A 24,735-nucleotide genomic window follows, 5' to 3' on the forward strand; every position below is an offset into this window, starting at 1 on the left:
TAAAAATTCGACAAGAAATCACAAAAATAGTGACCCCAAAAAACGCAGCTTCGCCATTTGGTAAGTTTTTGTCCCACTTCCTCAGGGCATACTGAATACAGTTCAAAAAGGGGTGGTGCTCTGTGAAAAATCGAATCTTCTACGGTTCCCGCAGGCTGCTTTTGGTCTTTGGCGTCCTGTTCCTCAGCCTGGCGCTCACGGTGGTCAGTACCCAAGTATTCCAGCATGAGAGCTACCTTGCCATGGCGCAAAGCGCCCTAGTCCGCAACATCCCGGTGGACGGCAACCGGGGCCGGATCCTAGACCGCAATGGCAAGGTATTGGCCCAAAACAAACCCAGCTATACCATCGATCTATACGCATACGATCAAGACGGCGATACCGTCAATCGTTCAATTTACGGCGCGCTCAGCATTCTCGGCCGCTATTCGGACGTCACCTATCTATGCGAGCTCCCCATCGCCTACGACGGCGATGCCATGATCTACCGCTGTGATGAAATCGATCAATACCTTACGGAACAGGAGCTCCCCTCCTCCGCCTCCCCAGAGGAAGCGCTTTCCCTTCTCTACGCCCGGTACGGCGTTGGCGCCCTTCCCCCTCGGCAGGCATATGGCTGCCTCTCCCTGATCCTGGGCAGCCAGGAGGGGGGAGATGCCTACCGCAATCTCAGCGACCACTCCCTTCATCAGCTTATGGATCTCTGCCAAAAAGCTGGTATCCAGGTCCAGGTGAACGGCACATCCGCCTCCCTCTCCCTGGGATCCTCCATCCAGGCGGACGTTCTTTTATCCTTTATCGATGGCTGTGAAAACACCCTGGGAGCACCTCCCTATCAAAACGCCATCCCCATGAGCGGACCAGAGAGTCCCCAGTGGCATACCGCCTCCATCAAACGGCTCAAATCCTTTTTATCCCTGCCCGCCGATGCCTCCGCCCAACAGGTGGCGGATACCCTAATGGCCAAGTATCGGGCGGAGGCCTACAACGGGACCCCCTATCTGTTGGACCTTCTGGCCATCCGGTATGCGGCCTCGGGCAACTATTACAAGCGGTACAATCCCCTCCCCATCGCGAAAACCCTGGACTACAACATCTGCGCCGTTCTAGAGGAAAACGCCCTGTCCCTGCCGGGCATCGCGGTATCCCAGTCCTCCATTCGAGAATACCCAGAGGGCAATCTGCTCTCCCAGGTTTTGGGCTATACCGGCCGGATCACCGCCGCCCTGGAGGAGGAAATGATGGCCAAAGGCTACCGCCCCACCGACACCGTGGGTCGGGACGGATTGGAGCGGATTTTAGAGGATGTCCTCCACGCCATACCCGGGGAAAACGCCATCATGGTGGATAGCCTGGGCCGCAACACCCAAACCCTGTCCAGCACCCCGCCCCAGGATGGCAAGGACGTGGTGCTGACCATCGATCTCAACCTGCAGAAAGCCGCTCAGGAAAGCCTGTCCCAGACCATGGCCCAGCTCCGGGAAACCGGATATCCCAAAGCCCAGGTGGGAGCTGCCGTGGCCGTGGACGTCAATTCCGGCGAAATCCTCTGCATGGTTTCGGAGCCAGGCTATGACCCCAACGTATTTTCCAGCGCCATCAGTGAAGAGGTCTGGGCGCAGCTGAGCCCTCAATACCTGGATGAGGACGGCGAAAGCGATCCCGACCCCACTCTAGCGCGGCCCATGGTCAATGTAGCCACCGCCTCCATCTTCCCCCCGGGCAGCACCTACAAGCCCTTTGTGGCGGCGGCCCTTTTGGAAAACGGCATCGTAACCCCCAGCACCACCATCTTGGATCGGGGCCGGTATACCGGGTTTTCCACCACCCAGGCGCCCGGATGCTGGCTATACAATCAAAACGCCGGCACCCATGGATATGAAACCGTATCCGATGCCCTGGCCCATTCCTGCAACTACTATTTCTATGATGCCGCGGTCCGTTTGGGCAGCAACGCCCTTGGAGAATACGTCAAAAAATTTGGATTTGGGACCAGCACCGGGGTGGAATGCCTCTATGACGCCGCTGGAATCGTGGGCGGCGAGGCCTATACCAGCGCTTACCTGGCCAACATCATGAAGCAAAAGCTGATGTCTCTAGGAGTGGAGGAATCGGACGCGAGGGAAATCGGCCGTGAGATGGTGGATACCCCCACCCTCTCCAACGCAAAAAGGCTTCTCCATCCCCTGGGATTGGAGGCGCGCACAGTTGAAACCCTATATGAGTACGTCAACAACCACCGGTATCGGGAAAGCCAGGTATTGTCCCTTGCAATCGGTCAGGGGGAAAACAGCTTCTCCGTCCTTCAGATGGCAAACGCCACGGCGGCCCTCAGCAAAAAAGGACTCCGGTACGCCCCCACCCTGATCAAATCCATAGACGGCCAGGAGCAGCAAAAACGGATTCTGTCCCAACCCTTTTTATCGGACAGCACCTATGCCGCCATCTCCCAGGGGATGCAGCGGGTGGTGCAGAGCGGCGGTACGGCAGCGGGGGCATTTGCTGGCCTGCCCATCGGGGTTGCCGCTAAAACCGGTACCGCCGAAGCGGATGGGAAGGACAACTATGGTTGGTTTATCGCCTATGCCCCGGCGGAGGATCCTCAGATCGCCGTGGCGGTGATGATCGCCCAAAGCGGCGGAGGCAACACCTGTATCCCCGTGGTTCGAACGATTTTTGAACAGTATTTCGGTCTCGGCGAAACCCCAGCAAACCATCGGGAATAGCGTGCAACAAGGGCCCGGCGCAGCGCCGGGCCCATTTCCACTAAATCCGAAGCGGTCTCCCGGTGTCGTTGTCCTGGGCCAGCACCCAGCACTGACCCTTGCGGGTAAATCCCTTCAAATGGGGCGGCGCCGCGGGATTGCCAAAGCTAGGAACCGCCACTGCCCGGCCGGTGACACGGCCATCGGCTTCCCGGAAGGTGCCCAGATAATAATAGAAGCCGCCGCTTTCGTCATAGTTGACTCGGTCCCAGTCCCAGTCCTCCATTCCCGACAGCTCAGGGGGCGCCACATGGGCTTCCCGGACGGGTGTAGGCGCATAGCGCCAGGGGCGCTCCTTGGGCACGGACACCGTCTCTTCCGCTATGGATTCCCATCCCGTTTCGGGCTCCCCAAAAAGAGGGCTTTCCCCCTGAGGGGCGCCAATCTTCTCCTCTAAGGCCCGGTCCTCCTGGTATTCGGGTTGCGGCTCCCCCAGAACTTCCTCCTCAAGATAGCTCTCCTCCAAATTGCGCAGTTCCTCTGCCATGGCGCTCTTGGATACCCGGATCTCCTGGTCCCTGCCGTCAGTGCCGATGACAAAGATGGTCATATCCTCCTCTTCCGTCTGGGCGGCCTGCGCCATGGCCTCCTCCATAAAGCCATCCGCTTCCCATGACGTTTCCTCCCCCGGCTTCTCCTCCTCAAACAACGCGGAAGCCGTCTCCTGCTCCGATTGCGTCTCTTGCCCCGCCGCATCCGCAGTGGCCTCTTCCGGCTCCGGAGCCGTCAAAACAGCTTTGTGATCTGGATGAAATTCCAGCTCCTCCGACACCGTCTCGGCCACGGTACTCACGGCAGGCTCTGTCGGCCCGTCATTGGGCTCCGGTAGTTGCCAATCCACAACCTGGCCGGATTCCGCTGCGGCCTCTTCCGCAACCACGGCCTCCTCTGCTTCCTCCGGTTCGGCTTCTTCGCCCTGCCCAAAAGCCTCTAAACTGGCTTTGGGCTCCATGTCCCCCCTCTCCGCCGCCGGCATGTCTTCGGGTATGGCGTCGGCCTCCTTCCGTTCTCGATTCCGTTTTGCGATATATCCCATAATTCGGTATTCCAGACTGGTCCAATCCTCAGGTCTTCCACCCGACTCCCCAGCCAAAAGGACGCGCCCCTCCTGATCCACCACCGCAGCTAGGATGCGCCCCTGATCCAAACCCGTAATCCCTGTATCGGCGGATAGTCCCCCTGCGGCCGGCTCCAGGGGAACGTGAAAAAAATGTCCGTTTTCCAACAGCAAAAGCTCTCCCGCCAAAATCCCCCGGATCTGGGCGCTTACCGCCGCTTCCTTTCCCCGATACTGAATCCCAATCCTTCCCGAGGCTCTTCCTCCCCGTATCCCACGCAGCAGGATATTCCGTCTCACAACCGCCATCATCCAGCACCTCCTCCTCCATGGATATGCGCCCCTGAACCCAGGGTATACATATTCCATAAGAAAAAGAGCCAAGCTTGGCATCCTGTCCCGATTGCCGTATTTTTGCACAAAAGGCCGTTTTCGCATTCCAGAACCGTTATTTTAAAATATCTCCACTTCGCCCAACGGAGCAAAAAAGCGGAGCTTTACAGGTAGTTCACCTTTTGTTTATCCCTTTCAACTTAAGCAAAACGATAATATAATGTTGCTCAAAAGGATAACCATCAATTAAGGAAGAATGGAAATGTTTTTCAAACGTATTACGGATGTATCAGACTCCACCTACCATGAGGGGATAAAGCTATATCGCATCAGTTCTCCCGATCATGAACAGCGAGAGGCAAGTTCTCAGACGCAGATCTTACAAGATGACGAATATCACTTCAACGCAATATACGATGAAGATATCTTTGTCGGCTTGATTCTGTATTGGGAAAATGACCGGTTCATTTATATTGAACATTTCTGCATTCTTCCGGATATGCGAAACAAACAATATGGACAGAAAACCTTAGCGCTTTTGAGGGAACAGAACAAAACATTGATCCTTGAGATCGATCCTCCAGACGATGACATTTCTAAGCGTAGAAAAGGCTTTTACGAAAGATGTGGTTTCACAGAAAATCTCTTCGCCCACATACACCCACCATACCACAAGGAAAATGAAGGGCACCGTTTAATTCTCATGACCAGTCCAAAACGGATTTCACAGGATACCTTCGATGCCTTTGTCCAGTATTTAAACAATAACGTTATGAAAAATGCATTTTGATAGAACCGCAAACAAATTTAGGGACGTCCATTTCCTGAGCAGATTTGCCCACGATTGTTCAAGATATAGAACGCGGTATCCCGCAAAATACCAGCCGATCCCGCAGCAAAAAGCGCCCACCCCATTCCAAGCGGGGTGGGCGCTTTTTGCGATGTGCTAAATTGCTCAATCCGATGACATCGGCTCCCCATGGCTCCCTTCCCTATTCCTCTGAAAAGGCCCTCATGGCCGCGCGGTATACCGCGTCCAGCGGCACCCCCCGTTGCTGGGCAAGGGCGCGGCAATCCTCATACTCCGGCGCCGCCTTGATCCATCCCCCCACCCGGGCAAACTTAACCTCCACGGGACCATAGGGCGTATCCACCCGACGCTTCTGGGTAACGAGGGCGGTGCGGCCATAGACCGCTCGGCGCACCCCCCAGGTGGTGGTCTCCCGCAGGAGATATTTCGTCAGCGCTTCCTCTTCGCCGGGACGGCATAGGACGGAAAGCACCACCCCGGGACGGTTTTTTTTCATGGTGATGGGCACATAGTATACATCCAGCGCCCCCAGACGAAAAAGTCCCTCCATCACATAGCCAAAGCGCTCTCCCGGCATATCGTCGATGTTGGCCTCAAGAAGATGGATCAGTTCTTTTTTTTTTCGTCCTCCGATTCCCCCAGACATACCCGCAGGCTGTTAGGCCCTCCAAAATCCTTCTTGCCGTGGCCATAGCCCACCGCCAGAGGACGCATAGCGGGCATAGGGCCAAACTCTTGGGCAAAGTGTCCTAAAAGCGCGGCGCCGGTGGGAGTTACCAGTTCCCCCTTTACGTCCCCGCCATAGATGGGGATTCCAGCCAGCAGCCGTAGAGTAGCGGGCGCGGGAACCGGCACCACCCCATGCTCAATCTTCACCCGGCCGCTGCCCACATGGACGGGCGAAGCGGCGATATGGTCCGGAGCCAAGTCATGAAACAGGATACAGCTCCCCACAATGTCCACAATGGCGTCCACCGCGCCCACCTCGTGAAAATGCACCTCCTCGGGAGAGGTACCGTGAACGGCAGCCTCCGCCTGGGCCAGCCGCCGGAATACGGCGATGCTGTCGGCTTTTACCGCCTCGGAAAGACCGCTTCTTTGGATCAAATCCACAATGTGTACAATATTCCGGCGCAAACCGTTGCCATGGTGGTGGTGATGTCCCGCTCCATGGTGGTGGTCATGGGGGTGCTCGTGGTCATGGTGATGGTGCTCCTCCCCATGGTCGTGTTCATGGCCATGATGGTGCTCCAGCCCCAGAGCATGCTGCTTTTCGTGGAGCAGATCGGGGGAAAGCTCCTTTATCACCACATCCACATCGGTGCCAGCGATGCCCGCCTTGTTTTTTTTCTGCACCACCAGTTCAAATTCATCGTCGATGCCCAAGCTGGACAATCCCTCACGGAGTGCAGACTCCGTGGCGCCGGCGTCCAAAAGAGCGCCCATAGTCATGTCCCCGCTGATGCCGGAAAATAGGTCCAGATATAAAACTCTCATGGTATTCCCTCCTATCGCTGGGGCTGGTGCCCCGGCCGGTTGATCATGGCGGCCAGATAGCCCGCCCCAAAGCCGTTGTCGATATTCACCACGCTGACCCCGCTGGCGCAGCTGTTGAGCATGGCCAAAAGGGCCGCCATCCCGCCAAAGTTAGCGCCGTATCCCACCGAGGTGGGCACCGCGATGACGGGCCGGTCCACCAGGCCTCCCACCGCGCTGGGCAGAGCGCCCTCCATACCGGCGGCAACCACTAGCACATTGGCTCCCATCAGCCTCTCCCGCTGGGCCAGCAGCCGGTGGATGCCGGCCACTCCCACATCGTAAATCCGCTCCACCCGGTTGCCCAGGGTTTCGGCGGTTACCGCCGCTTCCTCGGCCACCGGCATATCGGAGGTCCCTCCCGTCACCACGGCCACATAGCCGGGATTCAAAGGCCGTTCCTGTGGCCGCGCTACCACGATGCGAGCCATTTCGTGGAACACCGCCGTAGGATCGAGCGCCACAAGGGCGTCATATACCTCCCGTCCTACCCGGGTAACCAGGATATTGCTCCCGTCCCGCTGCAGGATATTCCGGGTGATTCCCACGATCTGCTCCACGGTCTTTCCCGCGCCATAGATCACCTCTCCAGCCCCCTGACGAAGCCCCCGGTGGTGATCCACCTTGGCATATCCCAGATCTTCAAAAGGCTCCTGGCGGAGTTGAAACAGTGCCTCCTCCATGGAAACGCTTCCGTCCCGCACTCCCCGCAATAGCTCCAGCGTGCGCTCCTGATCCAAGGCTATTCCCCCTTTCCGTCCTCGCCGATGGCGGCATTCATGCTGCCGGTGGCAAAGCCATGCAGATCCATACAAACATATCGATAGCCCAACCCCCGGAAAAAGGCGTCCGCCTCCCGGGCCATGGCCGCCAAATCAGAAATTCGATCTGGTTCCACCTCGATGCGGGCGGTATCCCCATAGTGGCGCACTCGGTTCTGCCGAAAGCCCCGCTCCCGCAAATAGGCCTCCCCCTGTTCTACCAGCCGCAGATCCGCTTCGGTGATTTCCGTTCCATAGGGGATCCGACTGGCAAGGCAGGCAAAGGAGGGCAAATCATGGGTTTTCAGTCCCAGCGCCCGGGATGCTTCCCGGATGCGCTTTTTATCGAAGCCCAGATCCCGCAGAGGGCTGCGCACCCCCAGCTCTCGAGCAGCCTGCGCGCCCGGCCGGTAATCCCCCAGATCATCCACATTGCTGCCGTCCAGAAGGATCTCGATTCCCTGGCTACAAGCCAGCTCCAGCACCTTGGAAAACAGGAATTTCTTACAATGATAGCACCGCTGAGGGCCATTCTCCACAAAGGCGGGCAGGGCCAGCACATCGGCCCGGACCACCTGCCACCGAGCGCCCATCTCCCGAGCCATTTCCCCCGCCAAATCCAGCTCCCATTGAGGCTGAACAGGGGTTGCAATGGTGATGGCAAGGGCGTCATCCCCCAGGGCATCCACCGCCGCCTTTAGCAAAAAAGTGCTGTCCACCCCGCCGGAAAAGGCCACGGCGGCCTTCCCCAGTCCACGGATATAATCCACCAGCTCCCGGTATCCCTGTAATATTGGGTCCTTCCTCTCCGTCATGGGGCCCTCCCCCCTCTCAACAAAAAAATACTATAAAGGTCAGCTTGACCATTATAGCATTTCCTTCCAACGCTTTTCAATCAGCGGTCCCCGTCCATTTTCAAAGGCCCTGGCAATGGCGCTCCAACCCCCTTTTCTGCCACATCCATAACAAAAGACAGCCAACCCCGTAGCAGACCAGATCCGCCCAGTCAAAGGTCCCCCCCAGCAACACTCCCAAAAACGGCATCCGATCCGCCCCCAAAACCGCCGCTAGATGAAAGTATTGGGATCCTTCCACTACAGCCGCAAACAAAAACACATAGAGGGGCAGCAGCCGGATACCCTCTGGCCATACCGTCCGGACCAGGCAATACACCGCCCAAACCGCCAGCACATCCCCCAGATAAGGGCGAATCAGCCTATCATGGACATACAGAGCGATGATCCCCTCCAAAGCCAGCAGCGCCAAAGCCAACATCAGATATTTCCAACGCGACGCCATGCTACTGGTTCTCCATCTGCCGGCCTAGCTCGTCGGACAACCGGATAAACGCATCCATGGCAATCTGTTCTCCCCGCGCGTTTGCGGGAATACCGCATGCTTCCAGCGCCGCCACAGCCGTCTCCTTGGGGAATAGGGCGGAAAGGTTGTTCAAAATGGTCTTGCGCCGCATGGCAAAGGCTCCCCGGATCAGGCGAAAAAACAATTCTTCGTCCCGGGGCTGGATGGGATAGGGCCGCCGCCGCATGACCACCACCGAGGAGTCCACCTTGGGAGCGGGATAAAAACAATCCGGCGGCAAGGTCATCCCCTTTTCCATGGACGCGTAATAGGTTACCGCGATGGAGATGGATCCGTACTCCTTTCCCGACGCGGCGGTCAGGCGGTTGGCCACCTCCCGCTGCATCATTAACACCAGGGTATCCGCCTGGGGCAGCTCCCTCAGGCACCGCATGATCAGCGGCGTGGTGATGTAGTACGGCAGGTTCGCCACCACCGCGGCAGGCCCTTCTCCCACCAAAGCCTGGAGATCCGCCTTTAACCCATCCCCATGGATCAGGGTCAGATTTTCCGTTTTTCCCAGCCGGGCCTGGAGCAGACGGTACAGCCCGTCGTCGATCTCCACTGCCGTAACCCGCCGGGCCGCAGCGCAGAGCCGGCTTGTAAGGGCGCCCGCCCCCGGCCCGATCTCCAAGACGCTCTTCTGGGAAAGATCCCCCGCCAGCGCCACGATGGCGTCGCATGCGTTGCCGTCGCACAAAAAATTCTGGCCCAGTCCTTTATTGGGCGCCAGGCCAAACGCCGCTAGAGCCTCTCGCAGCTGACCGCGGTTGGCGCCGTCGTAAGCAATCCGTTCCATGGTTCCTCCATAAACCGACAGCGCCCGAGGGGATTCCCTTCGGGCGCTGGGATTCGTTCGCTATTCGCTGATGACATAAACGGTAACGCCCCGTTTCACGCCCCAGCGCCTGCATTCCGATTCGCTGTTCATAAACAAATCGATCTGGCTTCCGCCCCATTCCACAAATCCGCCGGTATCCTCGGCCACGGCATAGCCATATCCCGGGATGAAGAGCTTGGTTCCATAGGGGAACATGCTGGTATCCACGGCGCACATGCCAACCTTGGACCACTTGCCAGTAGCGGTCCGGTTTCCGGTATGGGTGTAGGCCGTCACCCGGTCCAGAGTCACCCGCCGGGCGATCATATCGTCGGTAGGAGCGGTATACCCGGATATATAGGTGCCGGAGGTGTTGATTACCTTGGTCCCCCGGAGAATCACCTTGTTCACCGGCTGAGTGGTGATCTCGTCGGACACCACCTCGCTGCTGGCAACCTGGCCGTCCTTATAGGTCAACCGGGTTTGGATGGTACGGACGCCATCCTGGCCCTGCTGGGATACTTTGGTAACCCCTTTGCGCAGGGAGTCGGTATCCTGATATACCGTTTCGAAGGCAACGGCCGCGGTCTCGGTCAGATACTCCACCTGGACGTCCACCACCTGGATGGACATCCCCTCCTGGATCTCGCTGTCCAGCGACGGGGAGATCTCGTCCCCCGGCTTATAGGCAACGCTGGCATAGATGAGCGCGTCCTCCACGGTGCCCTCGGCAATCTTGATGGGCACTTCCTTGCCCCCAGCCAGGATGGTAACGTCCTTGGCCCGGGTGATATGAATGTCCATGCCCTCGGCAACGCTGGCCGCGGTACCGCAATCGATGCGGTCACGGTAGTTCAAAGAAAGGCCGTTTTCATCCAAAACCTCGCCTACGGTCTTCAAAGCGGACCGTACCTCGATGGGTTTGCCATCGTCATAAACGGTCAGCACGCAATAGCGGCCCTCAAAATAATACCAGCCGCCATAGCCCGCCCCGCCCAGCACACAGAGTACCGCCGCGGCGATGGAAAACCGTCTGGCCCAATTCCGTCGGGTCTTGGCCTGGGGCGCCTCGTATACCGGCATGTCCTCCAAGCCAGGCCCTTCCGGGGCCCGCCTCTTCTTGGACTTCTTTAGGGTCGGCATAGGCGGCACATAGTCCACCGATCCCGGCACACCCGCCAGCTCCATATGGGCTACGGCAGCGCCGGCAGGCATAGCGTCGCCGGTCTCCAGCAGAGGAGCCAGCTCCGCCAAGGGAACGTCCACCACGGCTACCTGAGGCGCCGGGCCCATCTCCAGCTTCTGCGCCTTAACCCTTTTCTTTTTCTGCTTTTTCTGTACCTCCGGCTCGGGCACAGCGTCCAGATACACGTCGGGCTCCATGGTGACGGCCGCGTCGGGCTTCAGCTTCATGGGGGGACGGTAATAGGGCACCTTGGTTTCCGCCATCAGGTTATCGTCCGCAACCTTCTTGGGATTCTGGGGCAGCACAAAGAACAGCGCCGCGCGGCCCAGCCAAACAAAGGGCAAAACAGCCATCCGGCCAATCCCCCCAAGGATTCGCCGCACTCCGGACCGCATCCGCTGCATGCCGGAATTGGATGGCGCTTCATAGCCGTAGAACAGATTGCTGTAGATTGCATTTTTATCCACAGTAATATCCACTCTATGCTTTTTTAGCCGTTTTGCTGCGTTCATGGTTCACATCCTTCTAAGAGCCCCCAATAAGGGGATTTTATTATAGCCACTTTCAAATGGGGTGTCAAACCGCAACACCCTCCCTGCTTTTTCCATTATGCCGGTTAAAAGCGGTTACAACGGGATGGAACCATATATCTTCCAAAATGCGCGTAAGCAGGACACAATATCTGCTTTTTCGCCAATTTTTCCCTTTCAAAAATTGGGTTCTGTTCCTATGGGGCTACTTCTCCTATGCTATGGTTTACCAGCTCCCGCACCAGCCCCGTTCCATCTCCAGATTCCAGATACCGCACCGTAACGGCGTCTCCCTCCTGCATAAATTTCACCTGAATGCCCATGGAAAGAGGGGCGATATACATCTTAGCGGGGTTCTCCTGCAATAAAAACTCCACGTTATCCCCATTGTGCAAAAGCCGCAGCACCGTTCCATTGGCTTCCCGCATTTCCTCAGAGGAAAGGTTGCCGGTGCTGCTCAACAGGGAAATGTACTCCGTTTTGGCGGCTTTCAAGTCCATGTTCATGGCAAGGGTTCCATCCGATACCCGTACCAGCACATACCATTGCCGCTGGTACCCATTTTTAAGGGTGAGAAAATAGGTGGGCACCCCTTCGATGTTGATGAGTAGCGGGTCGGTCGGGGTAAGGTTCTGGGCTTTCACCGTCTGGTGGTTCCGGGCGATGTCCATGGCCCGAGCCTCGGTGACCCCCTGCATACGGAAGTAGCTGGTATCCTTGGTCCGCAAATCGGTCATGATAAAGCCAACCGAGGTCTCGTCGGCGTCGTTGGGAGAGGTCACGCCGGAATACATATAGGTCCGGCCGTCCAAGGACAGAAAATTATACTGCTGAGAAAGATTGAAAACGTTGACCTTCGCTCCAAAGTGGGCGTTGAACCAACCATTTTTATAGGTAAAGGCATTGTTGGCCTGCTCATAGGCCATCTCCACCGGCACCACCCGGTCCACCCATTCGGGAACCTCTGCCATGGGATATTTTTGTGTTTCCCCCGTCACCGCGTCGCATAGGATAACCCCCTTGGGATCCGGCCCTCCCGATAGCCCCACGCCGTAGTCAAAATAGGTCGCCACCCAATAGGGATGGCCATTGTCGTCAATCTCAAAAGAGTAATCCGTCACCATGGAAAAGGGATGCTGGAACCAAATATGCCGTTTCAGGTTCTTGTTAAAAAGGGCGGTTTCCAGATAGGGCATCCCGCCCTCCACCTCCACCAAGGTGGCCTCCTCGGTTACCACGTCCACCATCACGTAGCCAACGCTTCCCTTATAGTACCGATTCAGCCCCACAAAAAAGCCGCTGTACTCTAAGGGCGCCACCCGCACCAATCGCTCCGTACCATTGTCGTTGTAGTGAATCAGGGTAAAGCTATCGGATATGGTATACTGGGAGCCATAGGTGCCCAGCCGAGCCTCCGCCTTCCGTCGGGCAATGTCCTCGTCGATGATGGGCAGGGTGCTGCTGCCCACGGACTCCGGGCTCACCATCTGGCCAAACTCCTCTATGGGCAGCTCGTTGATGGACATCTGGCTGGCATATGCCTTGGAACGCAGGATCACGGCGCTGCTCAAGACCGATGCCAGGAAGTAGACAACCACCAAAATGCCGATGATCTTCAGCGGCTTCAAAGAGGGAAAGGCATCCTTGTTGAATACCATGGTATGAACGCCCATGGGCCCCTCTTGGGACCGATAAAACATAGGCCCCTTATTGCGAAAAAACAGCGCTACATATAATATGTAAGCACCGGCGGCAGTCAAGGCCAACCAGCCCATAAAAAATACATTTTTAAAGTGGATGGCCGGTGTAGTCACATAGAGAAATACCGCCGCCCAAAGGAGCAGGACTCCGACAAAAATTCCAATTTTTACGCTTTTTTTCATTGTTTCCTCTCGTAGGTGACACAGGATTTTTATGCCGCTCCATCATAACACATCGCGACAAAAAACCAAAATACCCTGCTGCATTGGGATGGTTCTCCTCCCGTGCGGCATACTAATTCTGGAGGGACTATGGCAAAACGGTTTTTATGCGGACTGGTATTGGGGATGGCCGCCATCGCGCCGGGGGTCAGCGCCGGCGTGATGATGGTGGCATTCGGCCTGTATCGGGAGATCTTGCAAGCGCTGGGAGAGCTGATGCGGTTCCGCCGCATCCGGCAAAACCTTGTCTTCCTATTGCCTTTAGGGCTGGGCGCTCTCGTCTCCCTGCCCCTTTTGGGACTGGGCCTTGAGACCCTGATGGAACGACATCCCAGCTACACCCTTTACGCCTTTGCGGGACTGGTGCTGGGCGGGCTCCCGCAGCTTTGGCGGGTAATAAAATCCGCGCGCCCCCGGCCCTTCCACGGCCTATTGGGCCTGCTTGCCTTTGGAGCGGTATTTCTTTTAAGCCGCGTGGGAGGAAGCGTTCTTCAGCTGGATGCGGGATTCCTTTCCATGGTGTTCTGCGGGCTGATTCTTGCTCTAGGCACCATCGTTCCTGGAATCAGCTCCTCCTTTCTGCTGATCTATTTCGGCGTCTATCCCGCGGTGATCCATGGGATCTCCCATCTGGTGCTCCAAACGGTATTGCCCCTTGCCCTGGGCTTCGTCCTGGGCGCAGCCATCCTGATCCGGGTGGTGGATCGCCTCCTGGAGCGGAGACCGGCAGCCTCCTACGCCATCATCCTAGGGTTCTCCCTGGGCAGTATGGCGGCGGTGCTGTCCCCCGTTCCCTGGGCTCAAATGCCAGTAACCGTCCTATGCCTGCTATTGGGTCTGGCCTTGGGATATGGCCTCTCCAGGCTGCCCCAGGGAACGGAGTAACGCACGGCGGCATCGCCTACCCTCGCGCCGCAATAAAATGCAATATTTTCCAGTTATTTTTCTTTATTATCCCTGCTTTGTCCCAAATAACTTGGGTGCCAGCCATCGCCTTTCATCCCATCCATTGGCTAAATAATGACGCCTCAATCCGCCCATACTGATAGTGTAATTCCAGTGTGGAGGTGCGGTGTATTGTTTCACAAGAGCAACAAGCAAACCATTGAATGCAGCGTGGATAGCTGCCGTTTTAACGAGGACGCCTGCGTGTGCGGACTGGATAGCATCCAGGTCTGCGCCTGCTGGGGCAAGGATAGCGGCAAACCCGAGGACGAGAGCATGTGCGCGTCCTATAAACGGCGCTAGGTAGTCCCATGACCCCGGGCCGTTCCGGCCTATGAAGAAAAAAGGACCGTCCAAGGAGGCGCACCGTTTCTTCCTCCTTGTGGACGGTCCTTCTTCTTTTTTGATATCCGTTTAGAACAAGCCGGAAATGCTGCCGTTTCGGTCGATGTCAATGCCCTCCGCCGCAGGAACCTTGGGCAGGCCGGGCATGGTCATGATGGCTCCGGCCAGCACCACGATGAATTCCGCGCCGGCGGAGGCTTTGGCGCTGCGCACTTTAACGGTAAAGCCCTGGGGCCGTCCCCGAAGCTTTGCGTCATCCGAAAGGGACATTTGGGTTTTCGCGATGCACACCGGCCAATCCCCCATACCCAACCGGGTCAGTTCCGCCAGCTGACTGCGGGCAGCGTCGGAGAATTCCACATCATCCGCTCCATAGATTCGTGTAGCCACCGCCTGGATCTTCTCCATAAGAGGCAGATCATCGGGATAGGTATAATGGGGGACGCCATCGCCCGTTTCGCACAGCTCCACCACGGCGCGGGCCAAATCCAGGGCGCCCTCTCCTCCCTTCTCCCAGCACTCCGAAAGAACGGCTTGAGCGCCCTTTTTCTCACAATACTCCATAACCTTCTGGATCTCGGCTTGGGTATCGGCCGCAAACCGGTTGACGGCAACCACACAGGGCAGCTGGAACCGCTCCCGCAGATTCTCCAGATGCTTGCCGAGATTCTCCAATCCCCGCCCCAGGGCGTCCAGGTTCTCCTCTCCCAATTCCGCCATCTCCAGGCCGCCGTGGAACTTCAGCGCCCGGATAGTTGCCACCAGCACCACGGCATCGGGCCAAATGCCGGCCTTCCGGCATTTGATGTCCAAAAACTTCTCCGCGCCCAGATCAGCGCCAAAACCCGCTTCCGTTACGGTATAATCCCCCAGCAGACGGGCCGTCTGCGTCGCCACCACGCTGTTACAGCCATGAGCGATATTGGCGAAGGGCCCGCCGTGGATCAAAACGGGAGTATGCCCGATGGTCTGAACCAAATTGGGCTTCATGGCCTCCTTCAAAAGGGCGGCCATGGCTCCCTGGGCGTTCAGGTCCCGAGCCCGGACGGGCTCCCCTTTCTGATTATAAGCCACGATGATGTTGCCCAGGCGGCGCTTTAGATCGTCCAGATCGCTGGCAAGGCACAATACCGCCATCACCTCGCTGGCGGCGGTGATGTCAAACCCGTCCTCATGCTCCACCCCATCGGTTCTCCTGCCCTGCCCCGACGTGATGTGGCGCAGCTGCCTGTCGTTCATATCCATGCAGCGCTTCCAGGTGATGCGCTGGGGATCGATCCCAAGGGCATTTCCCTGGTAGATATGGTTGTCCAGCATAGCGGCCAGCAGATTGTTGGCCGCGGTAATGGCGTGAATATCCCCGGTAAAGTGGAGGTTAAGCTCCTCCATGGGCAGCACTTGGCTCATGCCGCCTCCCGCAGCGCCGCCCTTTACCCCAAATACCGGACCCAAAGAGGGCTCCCGCAGGGCGATCATCACGTTCTTGCCCAAAAGGGATAGCCCATCCCCCAGGCCGATGGAAGTGGTGGTTTTTCCCTCTCCGGCCGGAGTAGGAGTGATGGCCGTTACAAGGATCAGCCTGCCGGGCTTTTTCGTGGCTAGCCGCCTCTCAATTTCGGTATATTCCACCTTGGCCATTCCACGGCCATAGGGCAGCATCTCCTGAGGCAGGATGCCCGCCTTCCGGGCGATTTCCTCCATGGGCAGCAGCGTAGCGCTTTGAGCAATTTCAATATCGCTTTTCATAAACCCCATCCTCCTTTGTCTGTTGTTTTAGTATAGCGCAAATCCCAATCCCTTCACAATCCCCCGCCGGCATTTCGTTGTCCGTTCCGGAAGAAAACCCCGTTTATGGAAATCAAAAAAGCCCGCATTGCGGGCTTTTCCCTTAAAACCGTATCAAAAAAACCATACCGCTTATACAAACCAGGTGGAAACCACGGATAACAGGCTGGGGAACAGGGCGATGCAGCCCACGATCCGGGCGGTCTGCATCACAGCGATCTTGCTGGTCTCCAGGCCCAGCTCGTCGGCCAATAGGCACATATCCTGTACTCCGCCGGGGGCGCAGGCCAGCATGCAGGTCTCAAATTCCAGCTTGGTCAGCTTGTGGATGATAAAACCCACCAGGAAACACCACACAAATACGCCGACCAGCATGATCAGCACCGGAAAGATCAGCTGCGGAAGGGTCCGGACATATTCCGCCGTCAGAGTCGTGCCGATGTAGGCCCCCGAAAGGGTCTGGGTTACATGACGGGTTTTGGACGGCATGGCACACCTTCCCCAGGTGACGTTGAGCAGCACCGTGATGGCCATCCCGCCCAGGATGGCTCCCGCCGGCATGCCCACCAGATACAACAGGGTGCCTCCCCCCACCGCGCCCAGGGTGGTGATGGCCCACCGGGGCATCAGCTCCCTGGCGGACGGCTTTATGGGCGCCGGAACGGCTTTCTCCCCCCGCTCCTCAATGGACACCTCGTCAAGGGCGCCGTCAAGGGTAGCCTCCGCCAAATCGAGTTCCATGGCCTCCATCCGCTCCTGGCTGGTAACCAGGCCCTGCTTTTTCCGCTTCCGGGCTACGATTTTCCCAAAGATGGGAGGAAGAATGGCCAGGGTCAAAATCAACCGGGATAGCTGAAGGATCACCACGTAGCTGGGGTTTGCCCCCAAATCCCCCGCGATGATGGCCATATCGGTCATGCCGCCGGGCGCGCTGGCAAACAGGGAGGTGATGATATCCAAATCGCTAACGGAGTAGATGGCCGCGCCAAAGCCGACGTTGAGGATCATCATGCATACCAGCAGGATCACCACCGGCCCGCCGATGGTACGGAGAGCCTTTACGTCCTCCTTATGGACCCCCAGGCCGATGACCGCCCCCGAGAACATCTGCATGACCGTCCGAAGTTCATCGGGAAAACAGGTGTAGCCCGTAAACACGTTCAAAAGGATCACCGTAAACATGGAGCCCACCATGCATCCTGCCGGCATTTTGATCTTGAAACCAATAAATGCCCCTACCGCCCCCACAAGCAGGGTCAGCAGAAGCTGTATCACCCAATCCACACAACACACACTCCCATTTGGCCCGTCGCCGATGCCACGAATGGTTCCAGTTTACCACGCATCCCCGTCTATGACCAGGGGCTGGAAAAAATCCGTTGTTTTTTCCAATCCATGAAAAGCGTGCTTCCCAGCCCAGCAAACCACACGAAAAGAACACCCCTCTGGGGTGCTCTTTTTGCTACCTAATCCAGGCCCGGATGAATTTTTCCGGCACGTCCATCCGAGCCGCCGTCTGTTCCACCGTCATGCCTTCTGCAAGAAACCGGCGGCATACGGCTTTCATATTTTCCCCAATCTCGATGACGTGCCGGTCCGGATCAAAGACCCGCACAGCCCGCTGGCCCCATGGATGCTCCTTGCTGGAATGCAGGTACTCCACCTCTGGCATGGATGCCAGCCGCTGCTGAAAACCGTCAAAATCATCCTCTTCAAAGTACAGCTCCCCGGAAAGGCTGCCAAAGGTTACAGCCTCCGGGGCCTTTCCAATAAAACCAGCCCAGGATTCCAGCGTCTGAAGGCACACGCCTCCTGTCAAGGTGACGTTGGCGCCAAAATCCGCCACCACCCGCAGGCCCAGCACCTTCCGGTAAAACGCTTTGGATCGCTCCAAATCCCTTACCACCAATAATGGATTGCGATACCTCATAGGCCCCTCCTCACGGCTCGGCTCCTCTGCCGTCCGGCAGGCGCCTTTTAACGCTGTCCCGCTCAACCAGGGATACGCTGATCTGGCTTTTCAGCCAGCAGAAGCCGGCCGTGGCCACGGTGTGTAGCAGCATTTGTACCGCTGCCCGGCCCATCTCCTCCCGATACACATGGACGGTGGTAAGAGGCGGGCTGCTCACCTGGCAAAGGGAAAGATCATCCATGCCGATGAGGGACACATCCTCCGGCACCCGGATGCCCCGCTCCGCCAGGGCCCGTAGGCATCCCATAGCCATAATATCGTTGGCCGCAAAGAAAGCGGTGGGCAAGGGCCGGTTTTCCTCTAAAATGGACCGCATATCCCCATAGGCGCCCTCCAAGGTTGGGGTCACCCGCAAAAGCCCCTGGGGAGGACAGCAGAGCCCCTGGGCCTCCATTGCCGCCCGGTATCCCCGCTCCCGGTCGTCGGTGTTGCCGAAGGAAATCCGGCTGGTGATGTGTCCGATGCGGGTATGGCCCGCCCGGATCAGGGCCTGGGTGGCCAGGCGGCCCGCGTCAAAGTTATTCATGACGATGGAGTGGACCGGCTGATCCTGGAACAGATTATCCACCACCAAAAGAGGGGACCGGCAGTCCCGGAACAGCGCCAGATCCTCGGGGGACATCTCGGTTCCCAGCAAGAGAACCCCGGCGCAGGCCTCTTTACAGATGCTCTGCACCCGGGCCCGGTAGTCGGGATCCTCTCCCCGGTGGACGTTGGTGACCAGAAGCTCCACCTGCTCCTCCCGGCATCCGCGCTCAATGCCCTGGATCAGCTCGGCAAAAAACTGGGTATCCATTACCACCAGGCCATGGCACTTGAAGATCACCAGCCGTATATAGGGCTTTCTCCCCTCCCGCCTGGCGTCGGGGGCATAGCCCATCTCCTCCGCCAACTGCCGCACCCGCTGGCTGATTTCCCTGCTGACCCCCTCCCGGCCGTTGAGGGCGTTGCTGACGGTGGCCGGGGAAACCCCCGCCCGTTTCGCAATATCCGCTATCCGAACCTTTTTCACCGCAACGCACCTCCTCTGGATTCCCAACAGTAGAGCGATTTCCCTGAATTCTTCCCCTTAGGAATGCCGGTATACATCCCAGCCCATATAGTTGCCCAGCGCCTCCTCCAGCACATCGGCACAGCCGTCCTGAACCAGGGCCACATGATGCTCATAGCCGTTCTTCGCCAGATGCCGCATCAAGCCATTGAGCTCCGGCACATGGCACACCGCCACCCCGCCGAAGGTATCCAGGGGATCGTCGGTAAATTCCCCCTCCCCCAGATAGCATTTGATTCTGCCGGTAAACTCGTCGGTGGAGGCTTTCAAATAGGTCATCCGGCTGGGGCGCACCCGGCCCTTCAGAGCGCCGAAGGATACGTCGGTCCCCAAGGTAGTGGCCAGGATATCCAGGTTCCCCATCTGGGGCTTTTCCGCAAATACCGCAGCCGGGTAGTTGCTGCAATGGACGTTGATGCATTTATCCTGCTGGTCCTGATAGTTGTTGTTCCAGTCCTGATACAAGGGATATCCGCCCCCCGAGGCGTGGCGCAGGGCCAGCATGGACACAGCGCCCACCACATCGGTCTCGCAGGCGGAGGGCAGGCCCTTTTGCCCCATCATGGACATGCATAGGCACATGGCGCAGCCGTAGTTGGCCTCTACGCTGTCCCAGCACTGGATGGCGCTGGCCTGGCATTCGTGATCCTCCATCCAGCTTTCGATGGCCATGCAGAGCTTGGCCTGGCGGATGAGCTTCTCCTCTCCGATGCCGGGGATCACATCCGCGTAGGCGCGAATCTCCTCCACCTTTTTCTGGACAGCAGCCTCATCGTTGATGGCCTCGATATCCGCCAGAATCTCAGAGAAATCCTCGGTCTCCACGGTGATGCCGCTCCGCTGGAGCAGTTTTTCGGAATAGCGCACGGTGCGGAAGGGCATGACCCGGGCGCCGATCTGGGCGATCCGGGCGTGGCGCAGGGCCTTCACCACGGCGCACACCCGGGAGAACCACTGGATGTCCGCCTGGAACTCCGGGCTGCCGATGTCAGTGGTATGCCGGGCAGTCAGGGAGTATTTGATGCCCCGCTGGTAGAGGTTGTTGCAGCAGGACAGCTTCCCGCAAAAGGCGTCCCGCCGGTTCTCCAGCTGGAGCTTATCGAAATCATCGTTGCAGGCTTGAACCAGCACCGGGATATTTAGGCCGCTGTCGGCGATGGCGTCGGCGATGGCGGTCTCCTCCCCAAAGTTGGGCAGACAGACGAGAATGCCGTCCAGCTCCTCCCCGTGGCTGCGGAACAGCGCCGCGCACTTTTTGGCCTCCTCCCGGGTCATGGTCTGGCCCATAAAGGTATCCTCGGTGGAGAGGGTAATCACCCGATGGCCCATGTCGTCAAGGCAGCGGAGCAGCTTTTCCCGGGCGGTCAGTACCAGGTGATCCGGAAAAAAGGAGCGGTTCGAAATCAATACACCAAATGTAGACATAATCGTTACCTCCTATTGGATGGCCTTTTCTACGGCGGCTTTCCAATCCGACCGTAGGCTCAGGCGCTGGGATGGTTTGATGGACGGAGTATAGCGGGGGCCCAGAGGACGGGGGATGGCGGCAAAGGAGGGATATACCCCCGTGGCAATCCCCGCCATGTAGGCCGCTCCCAGGGCGGATAGCTCGTTGGTGGCGGCGCACTGGATGGGACACCCCAACAGATCCGCCTGCATCTGCATCAATAGAGCGTTGCGGCTGGCTCCCCCGTCAGCGTGCAGCAGCGTCACCGGCGGCATGCTGGCCAGGATATCAGCATTCTGCTGGGCGATGGAGGAAAGGGCGGCATAGGCCACCTGGGCCCGGGTGGTTCCCCTGCTAAGACCCCAGAGAAGCCCTTTTGCATCGCTGTTAAAATAGGGCGCCCCCAATCCAGAAAAGGCGGGAATCAACTGTACGCCGCCGCTGTCATGGACGGTATTCGCTAGGCGCTCAATCTCGTCCGGATCGGTAAACATGCCCAATTCACAGAGGAAGATCAGCGTATCCGCCGAGCAGGTAACATTTCCCTCCAGGGCGTAATGAACGCCATCCTTGTTGTGAAAACCCACGCAGGTGGACAGCCCGGGGGCAAACACCGGGCTGTTTCCGATGTTCTGCATCACCGAGGAACCGGTGCCATAGGTGGCTTTGGCCTCCCCCACCCTATGGCATCCGTTGCCGTAAAGGGCGGCGTGGCTGTCCCCCATGACCCCGGTAACGGGGATCCCCCTCCAATGGCAAAAGATATGATCCGAGGGGTAAATGGCTTCCGCCAAGGTCTCGCGGCGGATGCCAAACAAATCCAGCATGGAGTCATCCCAATCAAGGGTGGAAAGGCTCATCAACTGGGTGCGGGCAGCGTTGGTGGTATCGGTGGCAAACACCTTTCCCCCCGATAGATGCCAGATGAGAAAGCTGTCCACGGTACCCACACAGATGTCCTCCTGGACCAAGTCATACTGCCGGATGGCATGGGCCGCTTTCGCGGCGGAATAATAGGGGGACAGGGCCAGCCCGGTGATCTCCTTGACCCGCTTGGACTGGATCTTTAAACTGTCACACAGCGCCTGGGAGCGGATATCCTGCCAAACGATGACGGGACAGACGGGCTGACCGGTTTTCCGGTCCCATAGCACCGTGGTCTCCCGCTGGTTGCTGATGGCCAGGGCCGCCGCCTGGTCCGGCCCAATCCCCTCCATCACCTGCTCCACGCAGAGCAGCACATTGGCCAGGATCTCCTGGCCGTCGTGCTCCGCCCAGCCCGGCTGGGGAAAGCTCTGATGATGGTTCCGGGAGGCTCGGCGCAGGATGTTTCCCTCCTCATCGATCAAAAGGACCTTGGAGGCCGAGGTGCTTTGATCCACCGAGATGATATACCGCCCCTTCATGCCATCAGCTCCCGAGCGGCGGCTTCAATGCCCGCCTGGGTCAGGCCGTAGTGGGCCTTCACCTCATCCCCCGAACCATTGTAAAGGGCGTCCACCGGCAACCCCATGATCCGCATGGGCACCGGACGGCGCTGGCACAATACCTCGGCCACGGCGGAGCCCAGGCCGCCGGCGGTCACATGCTCCTCCACCGTCAGCACCCGGCCATAGCCGGCCGCCTCCAGCACGGCCTCCACGTCCAGGGGCTTAATGGTATGCATGTCGTACATGGCCACCCCAAGGGCTTCGGCGGCCAAAAGCGCGGGATACACCATCTCCCCGCAGGCGATGATGGCGCAGCCCTTGCCGCTCCGCAGCCGGTTGGCCTTTCCAATCTCAAAAGCGGGATTTTCCCCATACACGTCCGGCACAGCCCCCCGGCCCATGCGCACATAGGCGGGCTCTGCGCTCTCCGCCAAGGCTCGGGTCAACACCGTCATCTGATTGGCGTCGGCGGGGAGGATCACCTGGAGATTGGGAACCGTCCGCATCCAGGCGATGTCCTGGGTGGAATGGTGGGTGGTGCCCAAGGCTCCGTAGCTGACGCCGCCGGATACCCCCATAAGCTTCACGTTGGTGTGGGAATAGCCCACGTCCACCTTCACCTGTTCCGCCGACCGGGCAGCAAGGAAGCAAGCGGGAGAGCAAACAAAGGGGTGCAGCCCGGCGTTTGCAAGGCCTGCAGCGATGCCCACGGCGTTCTGCTCGGCAATGCCGCATTCCACAAACTGCTCCGGCAGCTCCAGTGCGTAGTCCCCCAGGGTCACGCTGCCCCGGCTGTCGGTGGCCAGGGCGATGAGGCGGCTATCCTCCTTGGCCAAAGCCAAAAGGATATCGGTAAATGCCTTTCTCACCAGATGTTTTTCACTCATGCCCAGTCCACCTCCGTCACATGCAGCGCCTCATAGGCCTCTTTTACCTGTTCCTCCGTGGGCACCTTGTGGTGCCACTCGGCTTTGTTCTCGGCGTAGGGCAGCCCCTTTCCCTTGATGGTGTTGGCAATCAAAAGATGGGGCTTCCCCTCCGGGCGCGCTCCATGGAAATACGCCAATAGGGCGTCCATATCGTTGCCGTCCACCTGGGCCACATCCCAGCCAAAGGCCTCCCATTTGGCCGCCAGATCCTCCAAGGCCATGACGGTTTCGGTACTGCCGGAGATCTGGAGCCCGTTCCGGTCCACGATGGCATAGAGCCGGTCCAGGCCATAGTTGGCTCCCGCCATAGCGGCCTCCCAGAGGCTTCCCTCTGCCTGTTCGCCGTCCCCCATCACCACATAGGTGCGGTAGCTCTGGCCGGTTCGCTTGGCCCCCAGGGCCATGCCCACCCCTACCGACAGTCCATGACCCAGGGCGCCGGAACAGATTTCAATGCCCGGCACCTTGTTGTTGGGATGGCCAATGAGGCGGCTTCCCTCCTGGGAAAAGGTCAACAGCTCCTCCCGAGGGAAGAAGCCCAGATCCGACAGGATGGCGTACAGGCCCTCCACGCAGTGGCCCTTGCTCAATACAAAGCGGTCCCGCTGAGGCCAATCCGGCTCGTGCGGCCGCAGGTTCATCACATCGTAGTACAGACAGGTCAGCACGTCAAGACAGCTCATGGCGCCTCCGGTATGGCCGGTTCCCGCCCGGGCGATCATGGTCACCGCGTCCGCCCTGCGTTCGCTGGCAATCCGCTTAAGATCCATCACGTTCCCCTCCTTAGCAGTTGCCCTTGGGCGGGAAAAACAGATGCATCTTGGCGTAAAAATCCTCCAGGGTCATCCGGGCATCCACGGTATGGTATACCCGGATGGGCCGTCCGTCCGGCTGGGGAATGTAGCTGCAGTCCGGCGCCACCCGGGGCGCGGGCAGGATATCATAATTGCAGGTATTGTTCTGGTCATCCAGCAGAAGGGAGACCGTGGGCTGATCCCCCAAGCACCAGCTCTCCCCATGGGGCCAATCCAGCCGGTCGGCCTTTCTGTCGTTGAGATCCACCATCTGCTGGAACAGATACGCTCCCAGATCCCCGCAGGGAGCCACCCGGGCCTGAAGCTCGCTCAGGGTTACCGTCACCTGCTTATAGGCGTTGGCGGGCACCTGCCACAGGGGCACCCGGCTTGCCATCACCACATTGGCGGCAGGGATATCCTGCTTCAGGTTAAACTCCACCCCCCCCTGGGGATAAGCGCCGCCGCCAATCCAGATGGCGGTCATCCGGTCGGCGATCCGGGGTTCCAGCAAAAGGGCGGAGGCCAAATCCGTCAACGCGCCCTGGAACGCCACAAACAGAGGCCGGTCGTCCTCCCGCATGGCCTCCTCAATGATGAAGCGGGCGCCTTCGGAGTCCACCGGGGTGGATTCATCCGCCATGGGGCCCACGGCGCCGCGAAGCACAGGGTATTCTCCCGTCAGATCCATGAGCTTTAGCACCAGCTGCACCTCATCATAACTGGCCTCCATGGTTTTTCCCACGCCAAACTCCTTGCCCTTGGTTTCAAAGTGGCAGGCCACGATACCCCGCACGTCAAACTTGGGGGTCATAAGGTGATGGGCCACCACAAACTGGTCGTCGGCCTCGTTCTTGCAGTCGGTGTTGATGATCACCCGAAATTGCTTCTTGGGGGATACCGTAAACTTCAAACAGTCCTTTTTCATCTGATACCAGTCTCCTTTCTATGCCATGG

General features: G+C 58.5%; 22 protein-coding genes. 4 read left to right on the forward strand and 18 right to left on the reverse strand.

Going from position 1 to position 24,735, the window contains the following annotated elements:
- Nucleotides 1-122: 122 nt before the first annotated feature.
- On the forward strand, nucleotides 123-2,726 hold the full coding sequence (locus tag KP626_RS05400; protein ID WP_395975538.1) for a penicillin-binding transpeptidase domain-containing protein: 2,604 nt from the start codon (nucleotides 123-125) through the stop codon (nucleotides 2,724-2,726).
- A 40-nt stretch (nucleotides 2,727-2,766) separates the two neighbouring features.
- Here KP626_RS05400 and KP626_RS05405 read toward each other — a convergent pair whose 3' ends face one another.
- A complete protein-coding gene (locus tag KP626_RS05405; RefSeq protein ID WP_395975540.1) occupies nucleotides 2,767-4,134 on the reverse strand; it encodes a hypothetical protein in 1,368 nt (455 codons plus the stop codon).
- Nucleotides 4,135-4,417: 283 nt separating this feature from the next.
- On the opposite strand from KP626_RS05405, the gene KP626_RS05410 reads away from it, so the two are divergent.
- The gene (locus tag KP626_RS05410) at nucleotides 4,418-4,945 is read left to right on the forward strand and encodes a GNAT family N-acetyltransferase (protein ID WP_395975542.1); all 528 of its coding nucleotides are present in this window, start codon (nucleotides 4,418-4,420) and stop codon (nucleotides 4,943-4,945) included.
- Between the two features lie 202 nt (nucleotides 4,946-5,147).
- On the opposite strand, the gene larC is transcribed toward KP626_RS05410, so the two are convergent.
- The 8 genes from larC to KP626_RS05450 all read right to left on the reverse strand — a co-directional run bounded on the left by larC (nucleotide 5,148) and on the right by KP626_RS05450 (nucleotide 12,858).
- Complete coding sequence (gene larC / locus KP626_RS05415) at nucleotides 5,148-5,612, reverse strand: nickel insertion protein (protein ID WP_395975544.1); 465 nt, start codon at nucleotides 5,610-5,612, stop codon at nucleotides 5,148-5,150.
- A complete protein-coding gene (locus KP626_RS05420) occupies nucleotides 5,573-6,463 on the reverse strand; it encodes a LarC family nickel insertion protein (protein ID WP_395975547.1) in 891 nt (296 codons plus the stop codon). The genes larC and KP626_RS05420 overlap by 40 nt, the downstream gene beginning before the upstream one ends.
- A gap of 11 nt (nucleotides 6,464-6,474) precedes the next feature.
- A complete protein-coding gene (gene larB / locus KP626_RS05425) occupies nucleotides 6,475-7,242 on the reverse strand; it encodes a nickel pincer cofactor biosynthesis protein LarB (protein ID WP_395975549.1) in 768 nt (255 codons plus the stop codon).
- Between the two features lie 2 nt (nucleotides 7,243-7,244).
- Entirely contained in the window at nucleotides 7,245-8,078 is an 834-nt protein-coding gene (gene larE / locus KP626_RS05430; protein ID WP_395975551.1) for an ATP-dependent sacrificial sulfur transferase LarE, read from the reverse strand.
- A 100-nt stretch (nucleotides 8,079-8,178) separates the two neighbouring features.
- A complete protein-coding gene (locus tag KP626_RS05435) occupies nucleotides 8,179-8,562 on the reverse strand; it encodes a DUF2809 domain-containing protein (protein ID WP_395975553.1) in 384 nt (127 codons plus the stop codon).
- Between the two features lies 1 nt (nucleotide 8,563).
- Nucleotides 8,564-9,421, reverse strand: a complete 858-nt coding sequence (gene rsmA, locus KP626_RS05440; protein WP_395975555.1) for a 16S rRNA (adenine(1518)-N(6)/adenine(1519)-N(6))-dimethyltransferase RsmA — start codon at nucleotides 9,419-9,421, stop codon at nucleotides 8,564-8,566.
- Between the two features lie 60 nt (nucleotides 9,422-9,481).
- Complete coding sequence (locus tag KP626_RS05445; RefSeq protein WP_395975557.1) at nucleotides 9,482-11,140, reverse strand: G5 domain-containing protein; 1,659 nt, start codon at nucleotides 11,138-11,140, stop codon at nucleotides 9,482-9,484.
- 215 nt (nucleotides 11,141-11,355) lie between these two features.
- Complete coding sequence (locus tag KP626_RS05450) at nucleotides 11,356-12,858, reverse strand: hypothetical protein (protein WP_395975559.1); 1,503 nt, start codon at nucleotides 12,856-12,858, stop codon at nucleotides 11,356-11,358.
- 312 nt (nucleotides 12,859-13,170) lie between these two features.
- Between KP626_RS05450 and KP626_RS05455 the strand changes: the two genes are divergently transcribed.
- Nucleotides 13,171-13,965, forward strand: coding sequence for a DUF368 domain-containing protein (locus KP626_RS05455; RefSeq protein WP_395975561.1), 795 nt, complete (start codon nucleotides 13,171-13,173; stop codon nucleotides 13,963-13,965).
- Between the two features lie 192 nt (nucleotides 13,966-14,157).
- Complete coding sequence (locus KP626_RS05460) at nucleotides 14,158-14,328, forward strand: DUF1540 domain-containing protein (protein WP_395975563.1); 171 nt, start codon at nucleotides 14,158-14,160, stop codon at nucleotides 14,326-14,328.
- Between the two features lie 111 nt (nucleotides 14,329-14,439).
- Here KP626_RS05460 and KP626_RS05465 read toward each other — a convergent pair whose 3' ends face one another.
- The 9 genes from KP626_RS05465 to KP626_RS05505 form a co-directional block, all read right to left on the reverse strand.
- Nucleotides 14,440-16,116, reverse strand: a complete 1,677-nt coding sequence (locus KP626_RS05465; RefSeq protein WP_395975565.1) for a formate--tetrahydrofolate ligase — start codon at nucleotides 16,114-16,116, stop codon at nucleotides 14,440-14,442.
- 171 nt (nucleotides 16,117-16,287) lie between these two features.
- A complete protein-coding gene (locus tag KP626_RS05470; protein ID WP_395975567.1) occupies nucleotides 16,288-17,439 on the reverse strand; it encodes an AbrB family transcriptional regulator in 1,152 nt (383 codons plus the stop codon).
- A gap of 178 nt (nucleotides 17,440-17,617) precedes the next feature.
- A complete protein-coding gene (locus KP626_RS05475; protein ID WP_395975569.1) occupies nucleotides 17,618-18,085 on the reverse strand; it encodes a VOC family protein in 468 nt (155 codons plus the stop codon).
- A gap of 10 nt (nucleotides 18,086-18,095) precedes the next feature.
- Nucleotides 18,096-19,139, reverse strand: a complete 1,044-nt coding sequence (locus KP626_RS05480) for a LacI family DNA-binding transcriptional regulator (protein WP_395975571.1) — start codon at nucleotides 19,137-19,139, stop codon at nucleotides 18,096-18,098.
- A gap of 57 nt (nucleotides 19,140-19,196) precedes the next feature.
- Nucleotides 19,197-20,603 carry an L-fucose/L-arabinose isomerase family protein gene (locus KP626_RS05485; RefSeq protein WP_395975573.1) on the reverse strand — a complete coding sequence of 469 codons (1,407 nt, stop codon included), beginning with the start codon at nucleotides 20,601-20,603 and terminating at the stop codon, nucleotides 19,197-19,199.
- 12 nt (nucleotides 20,604-20,615) lie between these two features.
- Nucleotides 20,616-22,031: a glycerol kinase gene (locus tag KP626_RS05490; RefSeq protein ID WP_395975575.1), complete on the reverse strand. Its 1,416-nt coding sequence runs from the start codon at nucleotides 22,029-22,031 to the stop codon at nucleotides 20,616-20,618.
- Nucleotides 22,028-22,942, reverse strand: a complete 915-nt coding sequence (locus KP626_RS05495; RefSeq protein WP_395975577.1) for a transketolase family protein — start codon at nucleotides 22,940-22,942, stop codon at nucleotides 22,028-22,030. The genes KP626_RS05490 and KP626_RS05495 overlap by 4 nt, the downstream gene beginning before the upstream one ends.
- A complete protein-coding gene (locus tag KP626_RS05500) occupies nucleotides 22,939-23,754 on the reverse strand; it encodes a transketolase (RefSeq protein WP_395975579.1) in 816 nt (271 codons plus the stop codon). Before KP626_RS05500 ends, KP626_RS05495 begins: the two co-directional genes overlap by 4 nt.
- Before the next feature lie 13 nt (nucleotides 23,755-23,767).
- The gene (locus tag KP626_RS05505) at nucleotides 23,768-24,706 is read right to left on the reverse strand and encodes a nucleoside hydrolase (RefSeq protein ID WP_395975581.1); all 939 of its coding nucleotides are present in this window, start codon (nucleotides 24,704-24,706) and stop codon (nucleotides 23,768-23,770) included.
- Nucleotides 24,707-24,735: the final 29 nt, after the last annotated feature.

This window comes from Christensenella sp. MSJ-20 (assembly GCF_044357945.1).
Taxonomy (GTDB): Bacteria; Bacillota; Clostridia; order Christensenellales; family QAND01; genus QAND01.

Bases quoted from the DNA above. Each gene is read 5' to 3' on its own strand.
- larE (WP_395975551.1), bottom strand. From the start codon at position 8,078: ATGACGGAGAGGAAGGACCCAATATTACAGGGATACCGGGAGCTGGTG.
- KP626_RS05420 (WP_395975547.1), bottom strand. From the start codon at position 6,463: ATGAGAGTTTTATATCTGGACCTATTTTCCGGCATCAGCGGGGACATG.
- KP626_RS05475 (WP_395975569.1), bottom strand. From the start codon at position 18,085: ATGAGGTATCGCAATCCATTATTGGTGGTAAGGGATTTGGAGCGATCC.
- KP626_RS05435 (WP_395975553.1), bottom strand. From the start codon at position 8,562: ATGGCGTCGCGTTGGAAATATCTGATGTTGGCTTTGGCGCTGCTGGCT.
- KP626_RS05445 (WP_395975557.1), bottom strand. From the start codon at position 11,140: ATGAACGCAGCAAAACGGCTAAAAAAGCATAGAGTGGATATTACTGTG.
- KP626_RS05465 (WP_395975565.1), bottom strand. From the start codon at position 16,116: ATGAAAAGCGATATTGAAATTGCTCAAAGCGCTACGCTGCTGCCCATG.
- larC (WP_395975544.1), bottom strand. From the start codon at position 5,612: ATGTCTGGGGGAATCGGAGGACGAAAAAAAAAAGAACTGATCCATCTT.
- KP626_RS05505 (WP_395975581.1), bottom strand. From the start codon at position 24,706: ATGAAAAAGGACTGTTTGAAGTTTACGGTATCCCCCAAGAAGCAATTT.
- KP626_RS05490 (WP_395975575.1), bottom strand. From the start codon at position 22,031: ATGAAGGGGCGGTATATCATCTCGGTGGATCAAAGCACCTCGGCCTCC.
- KP626_RS05410 (WP_395975542.1), top strand. From the start codon at position 4,418: ATGTTTTTCAAACGTATTACGGATGTATCAGACTCCACCTACCATGAG.
- KP626_RS05485 (WP_395975573.1), bottom strand. From the start codon at position 20,603: ATGTCTACATTTGGTGTATTGATTTCGAACCGCTCCTTTTTTCCGGAT.
- rsmA (WP_395975555.1), bottom strand. From the start codon at position 9,421: ATGGAACGGATTGCTTACGACGGCGCCAACCGCGGTCAGCTGCGAGAG.
- KP626_RS05455 (WP_395975561.1), top strand. From the start codon at position 13,171: ATGGCAAAACGGTTTTTATGCGGACTGGTATTGGGGATGGCCGCCATC.
- KP626_RS05500 (WP_395975579.1), bottom strand. From the start codon at position 23,754: ATGGATCTTAAGCGGATTGCCAGCGAACGCAGGGCGGACGCGGTGACC.
- KP626_RS05405 (WP_395975540.1), bottom strand. From the start codon at position 4,134: ATGATGGCGGTTGTGAGACGGAATATCCTGCTGCGTGGGATACGGGGA.
- KP626_RS05495 (WP_395975577.1), bottom strand. From the start codon at position 22,942: ATGAGTGAAAAACATCTGGTGAGAAAGGCATTTACCGATATCCTTTTG.
- KP626_RS05450 (WP_395975559.1), bottom strand. From the start codon at position 12,858: ATGTTTTATCGGTCCCAAGAGGGGCCCATGGGCGTTCATACCATGGTA.